We start from the raw sequence: 18,454 nt of genomic DNA, 5'->3' as shown, positions 1-18,454 counted from the left end.
CCGCGGGCAGCACGGAGGGGAGGGGCCCCAGGCGGAGCCCCTCCCCTCTCACGACTCACCACGAGCGCCGGGCGTCAGCGGCGCAGCAGCTCCTCGACCCGGGCCCGCACCTCGTCGGTGTCCAAGCCGCGGATGGTGAGCGTGGTGCGGCGGCGCAGCACGTCGTCCACGGTCTCGGCCCACTCGTGGTCGCGAGCGTAGACGGCCTGGGCCCAGATCTCCGGGCCGTCCGGGTGGATGCGCTCGCCGAGCGCCGGGTCCTCGGCGACCAGGCGGGCGATCTCGAAGGACAGCGAGCCGTAGTGGGTGGCGAGCTGACGGGCCGTGAGCGGGTCCATCCGCACGCCCGGCTCGCGGTCCACCAAGAGGCGGTGCGCGACGGCGTTCGGGTTGGCGATGCCGGGCAGCGGCACCCGGCGCGGCAACCGGGACAGCGGCTCCATGTCGTCGGCGAGCGCGCCGCCGGGCAGCTTGGCCAGCTTGTTGATGACGGTGCGGCCGATGTGCCGGTAGGTGGTCCACTTGCCGCCGGCCACCGACAGCATGCCGCCGCGACCCTCGGTGACGACCGTCTCGCGCTTGGCGGACTCGGTGTTCCCCGGCCCGCCGGGCAGCACCCGCAGGCCCGCGTACGCGTAGGTGATCAGGTCGCGCGACAGGTGCTCGTCGCGGACCGAGAACGCCGCCTCCTCCAGGATCTGGTCGATGTCGGCGTCGGTGGCCCGCACCTGCCCCGGGTCGCCCTCGTACGCCTCGTCCGTGGTCCCCAGCAGGAGCTGGTCCTCCCACGGCAGGGCGAAGGTGATCCGGTACTTGTCGACCGGCGTGGACATGGCGGCCTTCCACGGCGCCTTGCGCTTGAGCACCACGTGGGCGCCCTTGGAGAGCCGGATGCTGGGCGCCGCGCCGGAGTCCTCCATCCGGCGCAGGTGGTCCACCCAGGGGCCGGTGGCGTTCAGGACTATGCGCGCGTCGACGCCGAACTCGGTGCCGTCCAGGCCGTCGCGCAGCTCGGCGCCGCTGACCCGGCCGTGCGTGAAGCGCAGGCCCGTGACCTCGGCGTGGTTGAGCACGACCGCGCCGGACTCGACCGCGGCGCGCACGGTCATGACCGCGACCCGCGAGTCGTTCATCTGGTGGTCGCCGAAGACGGCGACGGCCTTGAGGTTCTCGGTGCGCAGCGCCGGGTTGTCGGCGGCGGCCCTGGCGGGCGAGATGACCCGGCCGACGCCGTCGCCGAACGCGGAAAGGGCCGAGTAGGCGAAGACGCCGGCGCCCAGCTTGGCGGCGCCGTGCGGGCCGCCCTTGTACACCGGCAGGTAGAAGGTGAGCGGGTTGACCAGGTGCGGGGCCACGTCCTTGGCCAGCACCCGCCGCTCGTGGTGGTTCTCCGCGACCAGCTTGACCGCCCCGGTCTGCAGGTAGCGCAGACCGCCGTGGACGAGCTTGGAGGAGGCGGACGAGGTGGCGCCGGCGAAGTCGCCGGCGTCCACCATCGCGACCCGCAGTCCGGATTGCGCGGCGTGCCAGGCCACCGAGGTGCCCAGGATGCCGCCGCCGATCACCAGGAGGTCGTACGTCGCGCTGGACAGTCGGTCCCGGGTTTCGGCGCGGTCCTGTCGGGGACCGGCAGCCGGGCGCGTCCCGGGCTCGGGGACGCTCTGCAGGGTGGTCATGATTACTCCTCGTCCTCGATCCAGCCCATGGTCCGCTCGACGGCCTTGAGCCAGTTCTTGTACTCGCGGTCGCGTACGTCCGCTTCCATCCGGGGGGTCCACTCGGCAGCCCGGCGCCAGTTGGCGCGCAGGGCGTCGGTGTCAGGCCAGAACCCGACGGCCAGACCGGCGGCGTAGGCCGCGCCGAGGGCGGTGGTCTCGGCGACCATGGGGCGCACGACGGGCGCGTCCAGGACGTCCGAGATGGTCTGCATGAGCAGGTTGTTGGAGGTCATTCCGCCGTCGACCTTGAGAGCGGTCAGTTCGACGCCGGAGTCCTTGGTCATCGCGTCCACGATCTCGCGCGTCTGCCAGGCGGTGGCCTCGAGGACGGCGCGCGCGATGTGCGCCTTGGTGACGTACCGGGTCAGTCCCGCGATCACGCCGCGCGCGTCGGCCCGCCAGTAGGGGGCGAACAGGCCGGAGAAGGCGGGCACGACGTAGGCGCCGCCGTTGTCCTCGACGGAGCTGGCGAGCGTCTCGATCTCGGCCGCGCTGTTGATCAGGCCCATCTGGTCGCGCATCCACTGCACGAGCGACCCGGTGACCGCGATCGAGCCCTCCAGGGCGTAGACCGGTGCCTGGTCGCCGATCCGGTAGCCGACGGTGGTCAGCAGGCCGTTGTACGAGTTGACCGGCGCGCTCCCGGTGTTCATCAGCAGGAACGTGCCGGTGCCGTACGTCGACTTGGCCTCGCCCTTGGCGAAGCAGGTCTGGCCGAAGAGCGCGGCCTGCTGGTCGCCGAGCGCGGAGGCCACGGGCACGCCGGCCAGGGCGCCGCCGGCCGCGGTGCCGTAGACCTCGGCCGACGAGCGGATCTTCGGCAGCACGGCGGCCGGGATGTCCATCGAGGCCAGGATGCGCTCGTCCCAGTCCAGCGTGGCGAGGTTCATCAGCATGGTGCGCGAGGCGTTGGTGACGTCGGTGACGTGCACGCCGCCGTCGGGGCCGCCGGTCAGGTTCCAGATGACCCAGGAGTCCATGGTGCCGAAGAGGATCTCGCCGGCCTCGGCCCGGGCGCGCAGGCCGTCCACGTTGTCGAGCAGCCAGCGGATCTTGGGGCCGGCGAAGTACGAGGCGAGCGGCAGGCCGGTCTCACGGCGGAAGCGGTCGGGTCCGACGTTGCGGCCCAGCTCCTTGCACAGCGCGTCGGTGCGGGTGTCCTGCCAGACCAGCGCGTTGTGCACCGGCTCGCCGGTGTTCCTGTCCCACAGCAGCGTCGTCTCGCGCTGGTTGGTGATGCCGATGGCCTTCACGTCCGCGCCGGTGATGCCGGCCTTGGCGATCGCGCCGTCGGTGACCTCCTGGACGTTGGCCCAGATCTCGGCGCCGTCGTGCTCGACCCAGCCCGGCTTCGGGAAGATCTGCTCGTGCTCCTTCTGGTCGACCGCGACGATGCGGCCGTCCCGGTCGAAGACGATGCAGCGGCTGGAGGTGGTGCCCTGGTCGATGGAGGCGATGAACGGGCCGTGGCCGTGCGAGGCGGCGCCTGGGGTGGAGGCGAAGTCCTGGGTGTCGGTCATGATGTGCGGCTCCTGCGTGATGACGTCGGTCGGGCTTTAGGCGAAGGCGAGTTCGTAGAGTCCGCCCGCGATGGCGCCGCCAGCAAGTGGGCCGACGACGGGAATCCAGGCGTAGCCCCAGTCCGAGCCGCCCTTGTGGGGCAGCGGCAGCAGGGCGTGCACGATGCGCGGGCCGAGGTCGCGCACCGGGTTGATGGCGTAGCCGGTGGGCCCGCCGAGCGAGAGGCCGAGGCCGACCACGACCAGGGCCGTCATCAGCGCGCCGGTACCGGAGACCGCCAGTCCCTCGGTCAGCCCCTGGGTGAGGATGGCGAGCACCAGCACGACGGTGGCGATGATCTCGGTGGCCAGGTTCTGCACCACGTTGCGGATCTCCGGGCCGGTGCAGAAGATGCCGAGCACCGGACCCGCCTTCGGGGCGGCCGACTGGTCCACCAGACCCTCCTGGCCGCCCGTCTCGGCGATGACCTCGGGGTCGGTGAGGTGGGCCTGGAAGTGGCCGTAGTACGAGACCCACACCAGGAGCGCGCCGATCATCGCGCCCAGGAGCTGCGAGGCGAAGTAGAGCGGCACGTCACTCCACTGGGTGCCGCCCTCGCCACCCTTGATGGCCAGACCGACGGTCACCGCCGGGTTCAGGTGGGCGCCGCTGACGCCTCCCGCGATGTACGCACCGGTCAGCACGGCGAAACCCCACCCGAAGGTGATGGCGAGCCAGCCGGCGTTGAGCGCCTTGGACCGCTTGAGCGTGACAGCGGCCACCACGCCACCGCCGAGCAGGATGAGTACGGCCGTGCCGATGGTTTCGCCGATGAAGATGTCGGAGCTGGACACCCGCGACTCCTTTGTCGTTCGTCCAGGGGAGGGCGAACCCCGGGTCCCTTCCGGAGGTTCGCGCGCTCGGTGAGCGCGTTTTACCGGCCCGTGGCGCTGTCCACCATAGCGAATATTGTCGTTAGGTGTTCGACAATGCCGACCGGTGCACGGCAGTTTTCTCGACACCGTCAACACCGTCAAGGTGCTGTGACCGAAAACTCGTCAGTAACTGACCGGGAAGTACGGGGTGCTTACCCGCGGCGCCCACGCCCCACCCCACGACCGCCCGCCCCGCCCGCCAGAAGAGGGCATGCGGACGCCGAGGCGGAGGAGCCAGGAGGGGCCGGGAGGCCAGGGGCAGGGAGAGGGGCAAGGGGGCGTAGACCCGGGGCGTACGGGAAGCCGGGCCGGCGGCGTCAGAAGCGGCCCGCGCCCAGGTCGCGGGAGACCGCCCGGGCGCAGTCCCGCACGGCGGCGATCAGCTCCGGGCGCAGGCTGCCCTCCGGGCACACCCGCTCCACCGCGCCGGTGACGCCCACCGCGCCCACCGGCATCCGGCGGCGGTCGTGGATCGGCGCCGCCACCGACGCCACGCCGTCCCAGGTCTCCTCGACATCGGCGGCCCAGCCGCGGGCGCGGATCAGGTCGAGGACGCCCTCGAAGTCGGCGGCCCCGGTCACCGTGCGCGGCGTGAAGGCGGTGCGCTCGCCCTCGACCGCCTCGGTGTGGGCCACCGGATCGTACGCGGAGAGCACCTTGCCGAGGGCCGTGCTGTGCAGCGGCTGCATCGCGCCCACCTCAAGGACCTGGCGGCTGTCGTCGGGCCGGAAGACGTGGTGCACGATGAGCACGCCCTGCTGGTGCAGCACCCCCAGGTAGACGCTCTCGCCGCTGGAGCGCGCGAGGTCGTCCGCCCACACCAGGGCGCGGGCGCGCAGCTCGTGTACGTCCAGGTAGCTGTTGCCGAGCCGGAGCAGCTCCGCGCCCAGCTGGTAGCGTCCCGAAGCCGGGTCCTGCTCGACGAAGCCCTCCTGCTGGAGGGTGCGCAGGATGCCGTGCGCGGTGCCCTTGGCGAGGTCGAGCGAGGAGGCGATGTCGGACAGGCCGAGCCTGCGCTCGCCGCCCGCCAACAGCCGGAGCATCGCCGCCGCGCGCTCCAGCGACTGGATGGTCCGTGCCATCGCGCAACCTCCTCGGAGACTCGGGGACTAGATGGTTCAACCATCTGTGGTTCGACAATGCTGAACACTATCGGCCCATGCCGACCTCGGGATACCAGATGGCCGGGCGCGCGGGCTCGGGTGCCGGCCCGCGACGCCGCCTCGCGCCGTCCCGCACAGCGGGACGTCCGGCGCCACTTCGCCCCCGAGGGCTAGGCTGGCCGGGTGCGCCTTCCACCGGAAGACGCAAAGCCGACAGCCGTCGCACCTCAGGGAGAGCACACCCATGGCCTCGCACAAGCCATCGCCCAATGCCAGCTCCGACCGCGTCCACGCGCTGCGTGAGGCCCTCGCCACCCGAGTGGTGGTCGCGGACGGTGCGATGGGCACGATGCTTCAGGCGCAGGACCCCAGCCTCGACGACTTCGAACAGCTCGAAGGCTGCAACGAGATCCTCAACATCACCCGCCCCGACATCGTGCGCAACGTCCACCAGGAGTACTTCGCCGTCGGCGTGGACTGCGTGGAGACGAACACCTTCGGCGCCAACCTCTCGGCGCTGGGCGAGTACGACATCGCTGACCGGATCTACGAGCTCTCCGAGTCGGGCGCCCGCATCGCCCGCGAGGTCGCCGACGAGTTCGCGGCCGACGGCCGGCCCCGCTGGGTGCTCGGCTCGATGGGCCCCGGCACCAAGCTCCCCACCCTCGGCCACGCCCCGTACGAGGCGCTGCGCGACGCGTACCAGCTGAACGCCGCCGGGTTGATCGCGGGTGGCGCCGACGCCCTGCTGGTCGAGACGACCCAGGACCTGTTGCAGACCAAGGCGTCCGTCATCGGCGTCAAGCGTGCCCTCACCGAGGCCGGCGTGGACCTGCCGCTGCTCGTCCAGGTCACCGTCGAGACCACCGGCACCATGCTGCTCGGCTCCGAGATCGGCGCCGCGCTGACCGCCCTTGAGCCGCTCGGCATCGACATGATCGGCCTCAACTGCGCCACCGGCCCCGCCGAGATGAGCGAGCACCTGCGCTACCTGGCCCGGCACGCCCGCACCCGGGTGTCCGCCATGCCCAACGCCGGCCTGCCGGTCCTCGGCAAGGACGGCGCGCACTACCCGCTCACGCCCCCGGAGCTGGCCGACGCGCACGAGGTCTTCGTCCGCGAGTACGGGCTCTCCCTGGTCGGCGGCTGCTGCGGCACCACGCCCGAGCACCTGCGGCAGGTCGTGGAGCGGGTGCGGGACATGACCCCCACGGAGCGCTCCCCGCGCCCCGAGCCCGGCGCCGCCTCGCTGTACCAGACCGTCCCCTTCCGCCAGGACACCTCGTACCTGGCGATCGGCGAGCGCACCAACGCCAACGGCTCCAAGAAGTTCCGCGAGGCCATGCTGGACGGGCGCTGGGACGACTGCGTGGAGATGGCCCGCGACCAGATTCGCGAGGGCGCCCACCTGCTCGACCTGTGCGTGGACTACGTCGGCCGGGACGGCGTCGCTGACATGCGCGAGCTGGCCGGCCGCTTCGCCACGGCCTCCACGCTGCCGATCGTGCTGGACTCCACCGAGGTGGACGTCATCCGCGCCGGCCTGGAGAAGCTGGGCGGGCGCGCGGTGATCAACTCGGTCAACTACGAGGACGGCGACGGCCCCGACTCCCGCTTCGCCCGCGTCACCGCCCTGGCCCAGGAGCACGGCGCGGCGCTGATGGCGCTGACCATCGACGAGGAGGGCCAGGCCCGCACCGTCGAGCACAAGGTCGCCGTCGCCGAACGGCTCATCGAGGACCTCACCACCAACTGGGGCATCCGCGAGTCCGACATCCTCATCGACTGCCTGACCTTCACCATCTGCACCGGGCAGGAGGAGTCCCGCAAGGACGGCGTCAACACCATCGAGGCCATCCGCGAGCTCAAGCGCCGCCACCCGGACGTGCAGACCACGCTCGGCCTGTCCAACATCTCCTTCGGCCTCAACCCGGCCGCCCGCATCGTGCTCAACTCGGTCTTCCTCGACGAGTGCGTCAAGGCCGGCCTGGACTCGGCCATCGTGCACGCCTCGAAGATCCTGCCCATCGCCCGGCTGGAGGAAGAGGAGGTCAAGACCGCGCTCGACCTCATCTACGACCGGCGCTCGGAGGGCTACGACCCGCTGCAGAAGTTCCTCGAACTCTTCGAGGGCGCCACCACCAAGTCGCTCAAGGCGGGCCGGGCCGAGGAACTGCTGGCCCTGCCGCTGGACGAGCGGCTCCAGCGGCGCATCATCGACGGCGAGAAGAACGGCCTGGAGGCGGACCTGGCGGAGGCCCTCGCCTCCCGCCCGGCCCTGGAGATCGTCAACGACACGCTGCTCGCGGGCATGAAGGTGGTCGGCGAGCTGTTCGGCTCCGGCCAGATGCAGCTCCCCTTCGTCCTCCAGTCCGCCGAGGTCATGAAGGGCGCGGTGGCCTACCTGGAACCGCACATGGAGAAGTCGGACGCGGAGGGCAAGGGCACCATCGTGCTGGCCACCGTGCGCGGCGACGTCCACGACATCGGCAAGAACCTGGTGGACATCATCCTGTCCAACAACGGCTACAACGTCGTCAACCTGGGCATCAAGCAGCCCGTGTCGGCGATCGTGGAGGCCGCGCAGGAACACCGGGCCGACGTGATCGGCATGTCCGGGCTGCTGGTGAAGTCCACGGTGATCATGAAGGAGAACCTGGAGGAGCTGAACCAGCGCAAGCTGGCCGCCGACTACCCGGTCATCCTCGGCGGCGCGGCGCTCACCCGCGCCTACGTCGAGCAGGACCTGCACGAGATCTACGAGGGCGAGGTCCGCTACGCCAGGGATGCCTTCGAGGGGCTGCGGCTGATGGACGCGCTGATCGCCGTCAAGCGCGGCGTGCCCGGCGCGGCCCTGCCCGAGCTGCGCCAGCGCCGGGTCGCCAAGCGCACCGTGGAGGTCAACGAGCCGGAGCCGGAGTCCGGCCCGGTCCGCTCGGACGTGGCCACCGACAACCCGGTGCCCACCCCGCCGTTCTGGGGCACCCGCGTCGTCAAGGGCATCCAGCTCGTCGACTACGCCTCCTGGCTGGACGAGGGCGCGCTGTTCAAGGGCCAGTGGGGCCTCAAGCAGGCGCGTACCGGTGACGGTCCGACGTACGAGGAGCTGGTGGAGACCGAGGGCCGGCCCCGGTTGCGCGGCTGGCTGGACAAGCTGCTCACCGAGAACCTGCTGGAGGCGGCCGTGGTCTACGGCTACTTCCCGTGCGTCTCCAAGGGCGACGACCTGGTGCTGCTGCACGAGGACGGCACCGAGCGCACCCGGTTCACCTTCCCGCGCCAGCGCCGGGGCCGCCGGCTGTGCCTGTCCGACTTCTTCCGGCCCGAGGAGTCGGGGGAGCGGGACGTGGTCGGCCTCCAGGTCGTCACGGTCGGCTCGAGGATCGGCGCCGCGACGGCCGAACTGTTCGAGGCCAACTCCTACCGCGACTACCTGGAGCTGCACGGCCTGTCCGTCCAGCTCGCCGAGGCGCTGGCCGAGTACTGGCACGCCCGGGTCCGTGCCGAGCTGGGCTTCGCCGGTGAGGACCCGGACTCGGTCGAGGCGATGTTCGACCTCAAGTACCGCGGCGCCCGCTTCTCCCTCGGCTACGGGGCCTGCCCCGACCTGGAGGACCGGGCGAAGATCGCGGATCTCCTGGAGCCGGAGCGGATCGGCGTGAAGCTCTCCGAGGAGTTCCAGCTCCACCCGGAGCAGTCCACGGACGCGATCGTGATCCACCACCCGGAGGCGAAGTACTTCAACGCCCGCTGACCGCCGTCGCCGCTCCACTCACCCCCGCCGCCCCGACCGCGCCCCGCGCGGCCGGGGCGGCGGGCGTATGGGCGTGGGGCGGGCGGTGCGCGTACGGGCGGGGGCGGGGCGGCCGGGCCTACGCGCGGTGGGCGCGGGGCGGTGCGCGTACGGGCGCGCCGGAGCCGGCCGCTGGCCCCAGGGCCGGGCCCCGGACCGCCGCCGGCCACGCCGGCACGCCCCGGGCCCGGGCCTGCCGAGCGGGCCGGCACGGCGCGGGATATCCCAGGGCGCGGTTGGGGGCCCCGACGTACACTGGTCGGTCCGGTAGCAGCCGGTTGCCTTCCCCTGGGCGGAGGGTGACCGGCTCCTTTGCCCTCGTGGGCGCCCTCGCCGCGTCGCGGGTGGCCCGCCCGGGCCTTTCGTTACGGAGGTGCATGGATGACCAGCAGCGTCCCCGCTGTCGACGCGCGGCCAGGCGAGGAGCGGGCTCCGGTCCTGGAGGGCGTCCTGCTCGACATGGACGGCACCCTAGTGGACACCGAGGGCCTGTGGTGGACGGCCGAGGCATCGATCTTCGCCGAGCTCGGGCATGTGCTCGACGAGGCGCACCGCGCGGTCGTCGTCGGCGGCCCCATGACCCGCAGCGCCTCCTACCTCATCGAGGTCACCGGCGCCGACATCGCGCTGGACGAGCTGATCACGCGGCTCAACACCCGCTTCGCGGAGCTGATCGGGAGCAGCGTGCCACTGCTGCCCGGCGCCCGGCGGCTGCTCACGGAGCTGACGGCACACGGCGTGCCGACCGCCCTGGTCTCCGCCTCGCACCGGCGCATCATCGACCAGGTCCTGCTGTCGCTGGGCTCCGAGAACTTCCGGCTCACCGTCGCCGGCGACGAGGTCGAGCGCACCAAGCCGCACCCGGACCCCTACCTGCTCGCGGCGGCCGGCCTCGGGGCCGACCCCGCGCGCTGCGTCGTCGTCGAGGACACCGTGACCGGCGTGAGCGCGGCGGAGGCCGCCGGCTGCCCGGTGCTCGCGGTGCCCTCGGTGGTCCCCATCGAGCCGGCGCCGGGGCGCACCGTCGTGCCCTCCCTCGAAGGCGTGGACCTCGCTTTTCTCCGCGCATTGGTCAAGCCAATTGATCAGGAGAGAGCGGCCATTCCGTAAGCGGACGGTCGCGGTTCGTATTCCGATTGCCGACTGAGCGTCATATTCGCTTGGCACAGCGCAAAGTGATGCCGGATCAGAAAAAGATGATCTTCTCGGGTCGCGCAATGCGGCTGTCTCAACTGGCCGCGCAGGCGCCGTACTTCACGCGGCGTCTGCGCACCGTAACGCGACGGTCGCGGTGGTGCTTACGGAAACCGCCCCCCGCATATGCGCTGAGTGCGCACCGTCCGTCGGTGAATCGCTGATCGAATTCCGCTTAGCGCGGCCTTCCGCCCGCCGCGCGGTAAATGGTTATCACGGCAGGGGCGGTTGCGTGATTTATCTCACTGAACGGCCCGTCGACAGGTGGCCACTCCCTGTGCTGGCCGACCGATTCGGCCGCTTTCGGTTGAGGTCTTGTGTCCCGTTTGGCGGTCTCTCGCACGAATCGTTCTGCGTTGCCCATATCCCCTGACGAGCCGGCGCGATAACGCCGAGATATCGCCCCCACTACGCCGCACTCCAGTAATGCTGGTGACGCCTACTAATGTCTCCCGGGAAACATCAGCACGACCCCGCGTAGCCCGCTGTCCAAACAACGGTGGGGGCCCGGGTTTCGATGGTAGGGAGACCCCCGAGAATGAACCGTAAGACGATGGTGTTGCCCGCGTTGGTGGGCCTGTTGACGTCTGTTCTCGCGGGCTGCGGGAGTGCGGACGGGGCCGGCTCGGACGGTGACGCGATCGTCGTCGGAAGTACGGATCTGATCGAGGCCACGGAGGCGGCGCCGGCGCCGCTCGATCCCGCCCAGGTATACGACGTCGGGTCGTGGGGCGTGATGCACAACGTCTTCCAGACCCTCATGCGCATGCCCAGGTCCGGCAGCACGCCGGTGCCCGACGCCGCCCGCAGCTGCGGCTTCCAGGACAAGCAGAGCGAGCAGTTCCGCTGCACGCTGCGCGAGGGGCTGACCTTCTCCAACGGGCACGAGCTCACCGCGCGGGACGTCGTCTTCTCCTTCGAGCGCACGCTGGCCATCGACTACGCGAACGGCCCCCAGTCGCTGATCAGCAACATCGACAAGGTCGAGGCCGCCGGCGAGTTGGAGGTGGTCTTCCACCTCAAGTCACCCGACGCCACCTTCCCGCACAAGCTCGCCACGCCGGCCACCGCGCTGGTCGACAGCGAGGACTACGCCAAGAACAAGCTCAGGTCCGGCTTCGAGATGAGCGGCTCGGGCCCGTACGAGGTGAGCGTCGAGACCAGCGAGAACCGGCTGACCAAGGCCGTCTTCACCAAGAACCCGAAGTACCAGGGCGCGGTGGAGGTGGGCAACAGCAAGGTCGAGATGCGGTTCTTCCCCAACGCCAAGGCGATGGAGAAGGCGCTCAACGCGGGTGACATCAGCGCGCTCAACCGCACCCTGAGCCCGGAGCAGATCGTGCGCCTGCGGAACACGTACCAGGGCGACGTCAAGCTCACCGAGTCCTCGGGCCAGGAGATTCGTTACCTCGCCTTCAACACCGACGCCCCCGGGGTGCGCGACAAGGCCGTGCGCAAGGCGATGGCCCAGCTCGTCGACCGGCGGGCGCTGGTGCGCGACGTCTACCAGCGCACCACCGTGCCGCTGTACTCCCTGGTGCCGACCGGCACGTCGGCGCACACCAACTCCTTCCACAACACCTACGGCGACCCCAGCGTCAGCAAGGCCCGCAAGATCCTGCGCGACGCCGACGTGAGCACCCCGGTGAAGCTGACCCTCAGCTACTCCTCGGACCACTACGGGCCGGCGTCCACCAAGGAGTTCCAGGCGCTCCGGCAGCAACTGAACGACAGCAAGCTCTTCGCGGTGAAGATCCAGGACGTGCCCTGGACGAAGTTCCGCCCGGCCGCGGCCAAGGGCGAGTACGCCGCCTACGGCATGGGTTGGTACCCGGACTTCCCCGACCCGGACAACTACGTCGCACCGTTCTTCGGCCCCGACAACTTCCTGGGCTCTCCCTATCGAAACACCACGATCGAAGATGTCCTGATCCCGCGCACCCGGCAGCAGGAGCAGCGCACCGTAGCCGTCAGGGACTTCCAGCAGGCGCAGGACATCATCGCGGACGAGGTGCCCGTGTTGCCGCTGTGGCAGGGGAAGCAGTACGTCGCCACTCGTGACGGCATCACCGGAGCGGAGTGGGCGGTCGACGACGCGGGCAAGCTCCGGCTGTGGGAGCTGGGCCGCGGAGTCAAGGGCTGATCGGGCCGGTGTCAGCGACGCCACCGGTTCCGAGGAATCATCCGAGGCAACCGTGAGGTAGGCGCGCGTGAGGAAACGGAACCAGTGGCTGGCGGCCCCGCTCGTCGTGGGGCTCGCCGGCTCCCTGTTGGCGGGGTGCGGCTCGGACGGCGGTGCGACCGCGGGTACGGGCAAACGCGTGGTCATGGGCATGTCGGACCGGGTCTTATCCACCGACCCGGCCGCCGGCTACGACCCCGGCTCCTGGCTGCTGTTCAACAACGTCTTCCAGTCATTGCTGAGCTTCCCCAAGGGGAGCAGCACGCCCCAGCCGGAGGCGGCCGAGTCCTGCGGCTTCCGCGACCGCGCCAGCAAGGTCTTCCGCTGCACCCTGCGCGCCGGCCTGACCTTCACCAACGGCAACGACCTCACCTCGAAGGACGTCAAGCACTCCTTCGAGCGCACGTTGGCCATCGCCCACCAGGACGGCCCCGCCGTCATGCTCTCCTCGATCGACCGGATCGACACGCCGGACGAGCGGACCGTCACCTTCCGCCTGAGGTCCCCGGACGCCACGTTCCCGCAGAAGATCGCCTCCGGCGCCGGCTCCATCGTGGACCACCGCGTCTACCCCAAGGACAGGCTGCGCACCGACGCGCGGGCCGTCGGTTCCGGCGTCTACCGGCTGGACTCCTTCGACAGCGAGGAGGCCCGGTTCTCGGTCAACGACGGCTACCGGGGCCCGGCCGAGCCACAGAACTCCGGCATGACCATGAAGTTCTACAACGGTGACCAGCCCGCCCTGGCCGCGGCGGTGCGCGGCGGCGACATCGACCTCGCCTACCGCGGCCTGGAGTCCGCCGCCGTCGCCAAGATCGCCACCCAGCCCGGCGGCGCCAGGGACCTCCAGGTCGTCGAGGGCACCAGCGCCGAGATCCAACACCTGGTCTTCAACCTGCGCGACCGTGTCGCGGGACGGCGCGGCGTACGCCAGGCGGTGGCCTACCTCATCGACCGCAGCCTGCTGGCCCGCGACGTCTACCAGCGCACCGTGCAGCCGCTGTACTCCACCGTCCCGGCCGGCATCGCCGCCCACAAGACGCCGTACTTCGACCTGTACGGCGACCGCCCGCAGCGCGCCAAGGCCCGCGCGGCGCTGCGCGCCGACGGCATCACCGACAAGGTCAGACTCACCCTGTGGGGAACCCCGATCCGCTACGGCCCCGGCACCAACGCGGGCCTGCGCCTGATCGCCGGGCAGCTCAACGCCAGCGGCCTGTTCGAGGCCGAGGTGCGCAGCGTCGACTTCGCCACGTACGAGAAGGGCATCAGCCGCGGCGACTACGGCGTCTACGTCAAGGGCTGGGTCCCCGACTACCCGGACCCGGACAACTTCACGGCGCCGTTCTTCGGCCCCGACAACGTGCTCGCCAACCACTACGACGCCGGCAAGATCACCTCACGGTGGCTGCCGAGCACCGCGAGCCAGGTCAACCGCGCCGAGACGGTCGGCGACTTCGCGCGCATCCAGACCCAGGTCGCGAAGGACCTGCCGGTGATACCCCTGTGGCAGGGCAAGCAGTACGCCGTGGCCAGCGACGCCATCACCGGCCTCCAGTGGACCCTGGACGCGTCCACGGTCTTCCGCTTCTGGGAGATCGCCAAGACGGGCTGACCCCCACCGGCCCCGGCCCACCGGCCGGGGCCCGACGGCGCCGCACCGCCGCCGTGCCGCCGGTGACCTACTGGGCGCCGGGACGGACCAGGCCACTCTCGTACGCGTAGACCGCGGCCTGCACCCGGTCCCGCAGGCCCAGCTTGGTGAGCACGTGGCCCACGTGCGTCTTGACCGTCGTCTCGCTGACGAACAGGTCGGCGGCGATCTCCGCGTTCGACAGGCCGCGGGCCACCAGCTTGAGGACCTCGACCTCGCGGTCGGTGAGCGTGTGCAGCGTGTCGGGCACCGACTCCTCGCCCGAGGGCAGGTGGTCGGCGTACTTGTCCAGCAGGCGCCGGGTCACGCTCGGCGCCAACATCGCCTCGCCCGCGGCCACCACCCGGATCGCCTGCACCAGCTCGTTGGCGGGCGCGTCCTTGAGCAGGAAGCCGCTGGCCCCGGCGCGCAGCGCCTCCACCACGTACTCGTCGAGGTCGAACGTGGTCAGGACCAACACCTTCGCCGGGCCGTCCCGTCCGGGGCCGGTGATCTGCCGGGTCGCCTCCACGCCGTCCATCCGCGGCATGCGGATGTCCATCAGCACCACGTCCGGCTGCAGGGCCCGGACCTGGTCGAGGGCCTGGAGCCCGTCCCCGGCCTCCCCGACGACGGCGAGGTCCTGCTCGGCCTCCAGGATCATGCGGAAGCCGGTACGCAGCAGCGGCTGGTCATCGACGAGCAGAACGCGGATAGCCACGGGGTCTCCTTCGCTAGACCTGCCCCATTCTGCCCTGACCGGGCGGCTCCGACTGCGCGGGGATGACCTTGAGGGGGTAGGGCGGGGGAGTGCCGCCGAACTCGGGGCACAGCGCCTGGTGGTCGCACCAGCCGCAGAGCTTGGTCTGCCGCGGCTGCCAGTTCCCCGTCTCGGTCGCCTCCCGGATCGCGGCCCACAGCGCGAGCAGCTTGCGCTCGACCGCCTCCAGCTCGGCCGCGACCGGGTCGTAGGTCAGCACGTCGCCGCTGCCCAGGTAGACGAGCTGGAGCCGCCTGGGCACCACGCCGCGCAGCCGCCACAGCACCAGCGCGTAGAACGTCATCTGGAACAGCGCGTCGCCCCGATACCGCGGCGCCGGCGCCCGGCCCGTCTTGTAGTCGACCACCCGCACCTCGCCCGTCGGCGCGATGTCCACCCGGTCGATGTAGCCCCGCAGCGTCAGGCCCGACTCCAGGGCCGTCTCCACGTACAACTCGCGCTCGGCGGGCTCCAAACGCGTCGGGTCCTCCAGCGTGAACCACCGCTCGACCAACTGCTCCGCCTCGCGCAACCAGCCCGCGAGCCGCTCCGGGTCCTGCCCGCCGTCCTCCGTCGCGAACAACTCGGCCAACTCCGGCTTGGCCGCCAGCAGCCGCTCCCACTCGCCGGGGACCATGGCCCGGGCTCGGGGCGCCGTGCGGTCCGTCGCCGGGGAGTCGAAGAGCCGCTCGAGGACGGCGTGCACCACCGTGCCCCGGGTCGCCGCCGCGCTGGGCTTCTCCGGGAGCTTGTCGATCACGCGGAAGCGGTACAGCAGCGGGCACCGCATGAAGTCGGCGGCCCGCGACGGCGACAGCGACGACGACAGCGGTGCCCGGGACGCCGCCCGCCCCGCCTTCTCCGTGGTTCCCATGCCGCAAGACTGTACGGCCCGGCACTGACAGTCGCGGCAGCCGGCCGCGCGCCACGGGCGGCATCGCCGGGGCGCGACGGGGCAGGAGCGCAGGCGACGGACGGGAACCGTCCCGCCCGCGCCGACGTCCGCGAACGCCGAGGCCCGGGGCCACCCCTCCAGAGGGTAAAGGGGGAGCCGAGGCCGAGCGAAGCGCAGGCAGACGCATACCATCGACGGCAGAACGCCTCACGCCGCACGATCGTGGAACCGAGCGGGCGGCGCGAGGGACGTACATGACGAGAGGACACCGTGGACAACAGCGGGCAGCGGCGGTCCGGCGACGGGCCGGACCGCCCGACCGAGCCCGAGGACCGCAAACCTGAGCGGCCCAAGGAGGTCGGCGGCGGCTTCCTGATGGGCCGGCCCTTCGGCGTCCCGGTCTACGTCGCGCCGAGCTGGTTCCTGGTGGCCGCCCTGATCACCTGGGTGTTCGGCGGCCAGCTCGACCGCGTGCTGCCGGAGCTGGGCACCGCGCGCTACCTGGTCTCGCTCTTCTTCGCCATCGCCTTCTACGCCTCGGTGCTCGTGCACGAGCTGGCGCACACGGTGGCCGCGCTCCGCTTCAAACTGCCGGTGCGCCGCATCCAGTTGCAGTTCTTCGGCGGCGTGTCGGAGATCGAGAAGGAGTCCGAGACACCGGGCCGGGAGTTCGTCCTGGCCTTCGTCGGCCCGCTGCTCTCGCTCGTGCTCGCCGGCGTCTTCTACCTCGGCATGCAGGTCGTGGAGCCCGGCACCGTGCCCGGCGTACTGCTCGCCGGCCTGATGATCTCCAACCTGATCGTCGCCGCCTTCAACCTGCTGCCCGGCCTGCCGCTGGACGGCGGGCGCATGCTGCGGGCCGTGGTCTGGAAGCTCAGCGGCAAGCCCATGACCGGCACCGTCGCCGCCGCCTGGACCGGGCGCGCGCTCGCCGTCGCGGTACTCATCGGACTGCCGCTGATCACCCACGCGGGAGGCTTCGGCGACTCCGACGGCTTCGGCAGCGTGGACTCGCTCACCGACGCGCTGCTGGCCGCCATCCTCGCCGCGATCATCTGGACCGGCGCCGGCAACAGCCTGCGGATGGCCCGGCTCCGCGAGCGCCTGCCCGACCTGCGGGCCCGTACGCTCACCCGGCGCGCCGTCCCCGTCGCCGCCGACACCCCGCTCTCCGAGGCGCTGCGGCGCGCCAACGACGCCGGCGCCCGCGCCCTGGTCGTCGTCGACAACCACGGCGACCCGACCGCCGTCGTCCGCGAGGCGGCCATCGTCGGCATCCCCGAGCACCGCCGCCCCTGGGTCGCGGTCAGCGGCCTCGCGCAGGACCTCAAGGAGGGCATGCGCGTCTCGGCCGAGCTCACCGGCGAGCAGCTCCTCGACACCCTGCGCGCGACCCCGGCCACCGAGTACCTGGTGGTCGAGGAGACCGGGGAGATCTACGGCGTGCTCTCCACGGTCGACGTGGAGCGCGCGTTCCTCGCCGCGATAGCCCGCCCCTCCTAGCCGGCCCCGGGCCCCGGCGCCCGACCGCGAGCCCGCCCGCTCGAGCCCGCGTTCCGGCCCACCCGAGCCGCGCGTCACAGGCCGGGGGCGGGGCCCGGCACCCGCTGCGGCCAGCGCGCGGAAGCCGCCGGTCCGCGGCGCGGTCGGTGGTCCGGCGACAGACCGGTAGGCTGGTCACATGTCCGAACCGACCGGTGCCGCCCGCCGTCGCGGGCCCTTCCAGGTCGGGGACCAGGTCCAGCTCACCGACCCCAAGGGACGCCACTACACCTTCACGCTCGAAGCCGGGAAGAGCTTCCACACCCACAAGGGTGCCTTCCCGCACGACGAGCTGATCGGTGCTCCCGAGGGCAGTGTTGTCCGTACCACCGGGAACGTCGCCTACCTCGCGCTGCGCCCCCTGCTCCCCGACTACGTCCTGTCCATGCCGCGCGGAGCCGCCGTGGTCTACCCCAAGGACGCGGGGCAGATCCTGGCGATGGCCGACATCTTCCCCGGCGCCCGGGTGGTGGAGGCCGGCGTCGGCTCCGGCTCGCTCAGCAGCTTCCTGCTGCGCGCCATCGGCGACCAGGGCATGCTGCACTCCTACGAGCGCCGTGCCGACTTCGCCGAGATCGCCACCCAGAACGTCGAGCGCTACTTCGGAGGCCCGCACCCCGCGTGGGAGCTGACCGTCGGTGACCTGCAGGACAACCTGTCGGACACCGACGTGGACCGGGTCATCCTCGACATGCTCGCGCCGTGGGAGTGTCTGGAGGCCGTCTCCAAGGCCCTGGTGCCCGGCGGCATCCTGTGCGCGTACGTGGCCACCACGACCCAGCTCGCCCGCACCGTCGAGGCGATCAGGGAGCACGGGACCTTCAACGAGCCCTCCGCCTGGGAGACCATGGTCCGCACCTGGCACGTGGAGGGCCTGGCCGTGCGCCCCGACCACCGCATGATCGGGCACACCGGCTTCCTGCTCACCGCGCGCCGCCTGGCCGACGGCGTCGAGCCGCCGCTGCGCCGCCGCCGCCCGGCCAAGGGCGCCTACGGCGAGGACTACACCGGCCCCGGCCGGGGTCAGTCCGGCGGCGTCACGAGCGCGTCGGACAGCCCGGCCACCGAGCCCCCCGCCACGAGCGAGTAACCGCCACCGCACGGCACCCCGGTCTCGCTCCGGCACCACCCGCAACCCGTACGTCCCGCGCACCACGCGCCACCGTACGCAGCGCGAACCACCCGGCGCCGCCGACGAC

The 18,454-nt window shown here is 71.5% G+C and carries 12 protein-coding genes; 6 read left to right on the top strand and 6 right to left on the bottom strand.

Translation table 11 applies throughout. The features are described from left to right. Positions 1 to 74 precede the first annotated feature (74 nt). The 4 genes from H7H31_RS04955 to H7H31_RS04940 all read right to left on the bottom strand — a co-directional run bounded on the left by H7H31_RS04955 (position 75) and on the right by H7H31_RS04940 (position 5,235). Positions 75 to 1,676 carry a glycerol-3-phosphate dehydrogenase/oxidase gene (locus H7H31_RS04955; RefSeq protein WP_187063141.1) on the bottom strand — a complete coding sequence of 534 codons (1,602 nt, stop codon included), beginning with the start codon at positions 1,674 to 1,676 and terminating at the stop codon, positions 75 to 77. Between the two features lie 2 nt (positions 1,677 to 1,678). Further along, positions 1,679 to 3,238 (bottom strand): glycerol kinase GlpK, encoded by a 1,560-nt coding sequence (gene glpK, locus H7H31_RS04950; protein WP_187063139.1) that lies wholly within the window; start codon positions 3,236 to 3,238, stop codon positions 1,679 to 1,681. A gap of 36 nt (positions 3,239 to 3,274) precedes the next feature. Next, positions 3,275 to 4,072, bottom strand: a complete 798-nt coding sequence (locus H7H31_RS04945; RefSeq protein ID WP_187063137.1) for an MIP/aquaporin family protein — start codon at positions 4,070 to 4,072, stop codon at positions 3,275 to 3,277. 398 nt (positions 4,073 to 4,470) lie between these two features. After that, positions 4,471 to 5,235: an IclR family transcriptional regulator gene (locus H7H31_RS04940; RefSeq protein WP_176164849.1), complete on the bottom strand. Its 765-nt coding sequence runs from the start codon at positions 5,233 to 5,235 to the stop codon at positions 4,471 to 4,473. 265 nt (positions 5,236 to 5,500) lie between these two features. Between H7H31_RS04940 and metH the strand changes: the two genes are divergently transcribed. From metH to H7H31_RS04920, 4 genes are all read left to right on the top strand, one after another. Beyond that, positions 5,501 to 9,010, top strand: coding sequence for a methionine synthase (gene metH / locus H7H31_RS04935; RefSeq protein WP_187063136.1), 3,510 nt, complete (start codon positions 5,501 to 5,503; stop codon positions 9,008 to 9,010). A gap of 420 nt (positions 9,011 to 9,430) precedes the next feature. Further along, positions 9,431 to 10,159 carry an HAD family hydrolase gene (locus H7H31_RS04930; protein WP_187061405.1) on the top strand — a complete coding sequence of 243 codons (729 nt, stop codon included), beginning with the start codon at positions 9,431 to 9,433 and terminating at the stop codon, positions 10,157 to 10,159. A 622-nt stretch (positions 10,160 to 10,781) separates the two neighbouring features. Next, positions 10,782 to 12,386 (top strand): ABC transporter substrate-binding protein, encoded by a 1,605-nt coding sequence (locus tag H7H31_RS04925; RefSeq protein ID WP_187061404.1) that lies wholly within the window; start codon positions 10,782 to 10,784, stop codon positions 12,384 to 12,386. 67 nt (positions 12,387 to 12,453) lie between these two features. Then, positions 12,454 to 14,040: an ABC transporter substrate-binding protein gene (locus tag H7H31_RS04920; RefSeq protein ID WP_187061403.1), complete on the top strand. Its 1,587-nt coding sequence runs from the start codon at positions 12,454 to 12,456 to the stop codon at positions 14,038 to 14,040. Positions 14,041 to 14,107: 67 nt separating this feature from the next. On the opposite strand, the gene H7H31_RS04915 is transcribed toward H7H31_RS04920, so the two are convergent. Together H7H31_RS04915 and H7H31_RS04910 are read right to left on the bottom strand one after the other, a co-directional pair. Beyond that, positions 14,108 to 14,779 carry a response regulator gene (locus tag H7H31_RS04915; RefSeq protein ID WP_176164854.1) on the bottom strand — a complete coding sequence of 224 codons (672 nt, stop codon included), beginning with the start codon at positions 14,777 to 14,779 and terminating at the stop codon, positions 14,108 to 14,110. A gap of 13 nt (positions 14,780 to 14,792) precedes the next feature. Next, positions 14,793 to 15,692 carry a RecB family exonuclease gene (locus tag H7H31_RS04910; protein ID WP_187061402.1) on the bottom strand — a complete coding sequence of 300 codons (900 nt, stop codon included), beginning with the start codon at positions 15,690 to 15,692 and terminating at the stop codon, positions 14,793 to 14,795. A gap of 291 nt (positions 15,693 to 15,983) precedes the next feature. On the opposite strand from H7H31_RS04910, the gene H7H31_RS04905 reads away from it, so the two are divergent. Further along, positions 15,984 to 17,216, top strand: a complete 1,233-nt coding sequence (locus tag H7H31_RS04905; RefSeq protein WP_187061401.1) for a site-2 protease family protein — start codon at positions 15,984 to 15,986, stop codon at positions 17,214 to 17,216. A 178-nt stretch (positions 17,217 to 17,394) separates the two neighbouring features. Next, positions 17,395 to 18,345, top strand: a complete 951-nt coding sequence (locus H7H31_RS04900) for a tRNA (adenine-N1)-methyltransferase (protein ID WP_187061400.1) — start codon at positions 17,395 to 17,397, stop codon at positions 18,343 to 18,345. Positions 18,346 to 18,454: the final 109 nt, after the last annotated feature.

Source organism: Streptomyces buecherae, assembly GCF_014295035.1.
Lineage (GTDB): Bacteria > Actinomycetota > Actinomycetes > Streptomycetales > Streptomycetaceae > Streptomyces > Streptomyces youssoufiensis.
The sequence above is the reverse complement of the archived record's forward strand: the minus strand, read 5'-3'. Positions and strand labels throughout refer to the sequence as shown.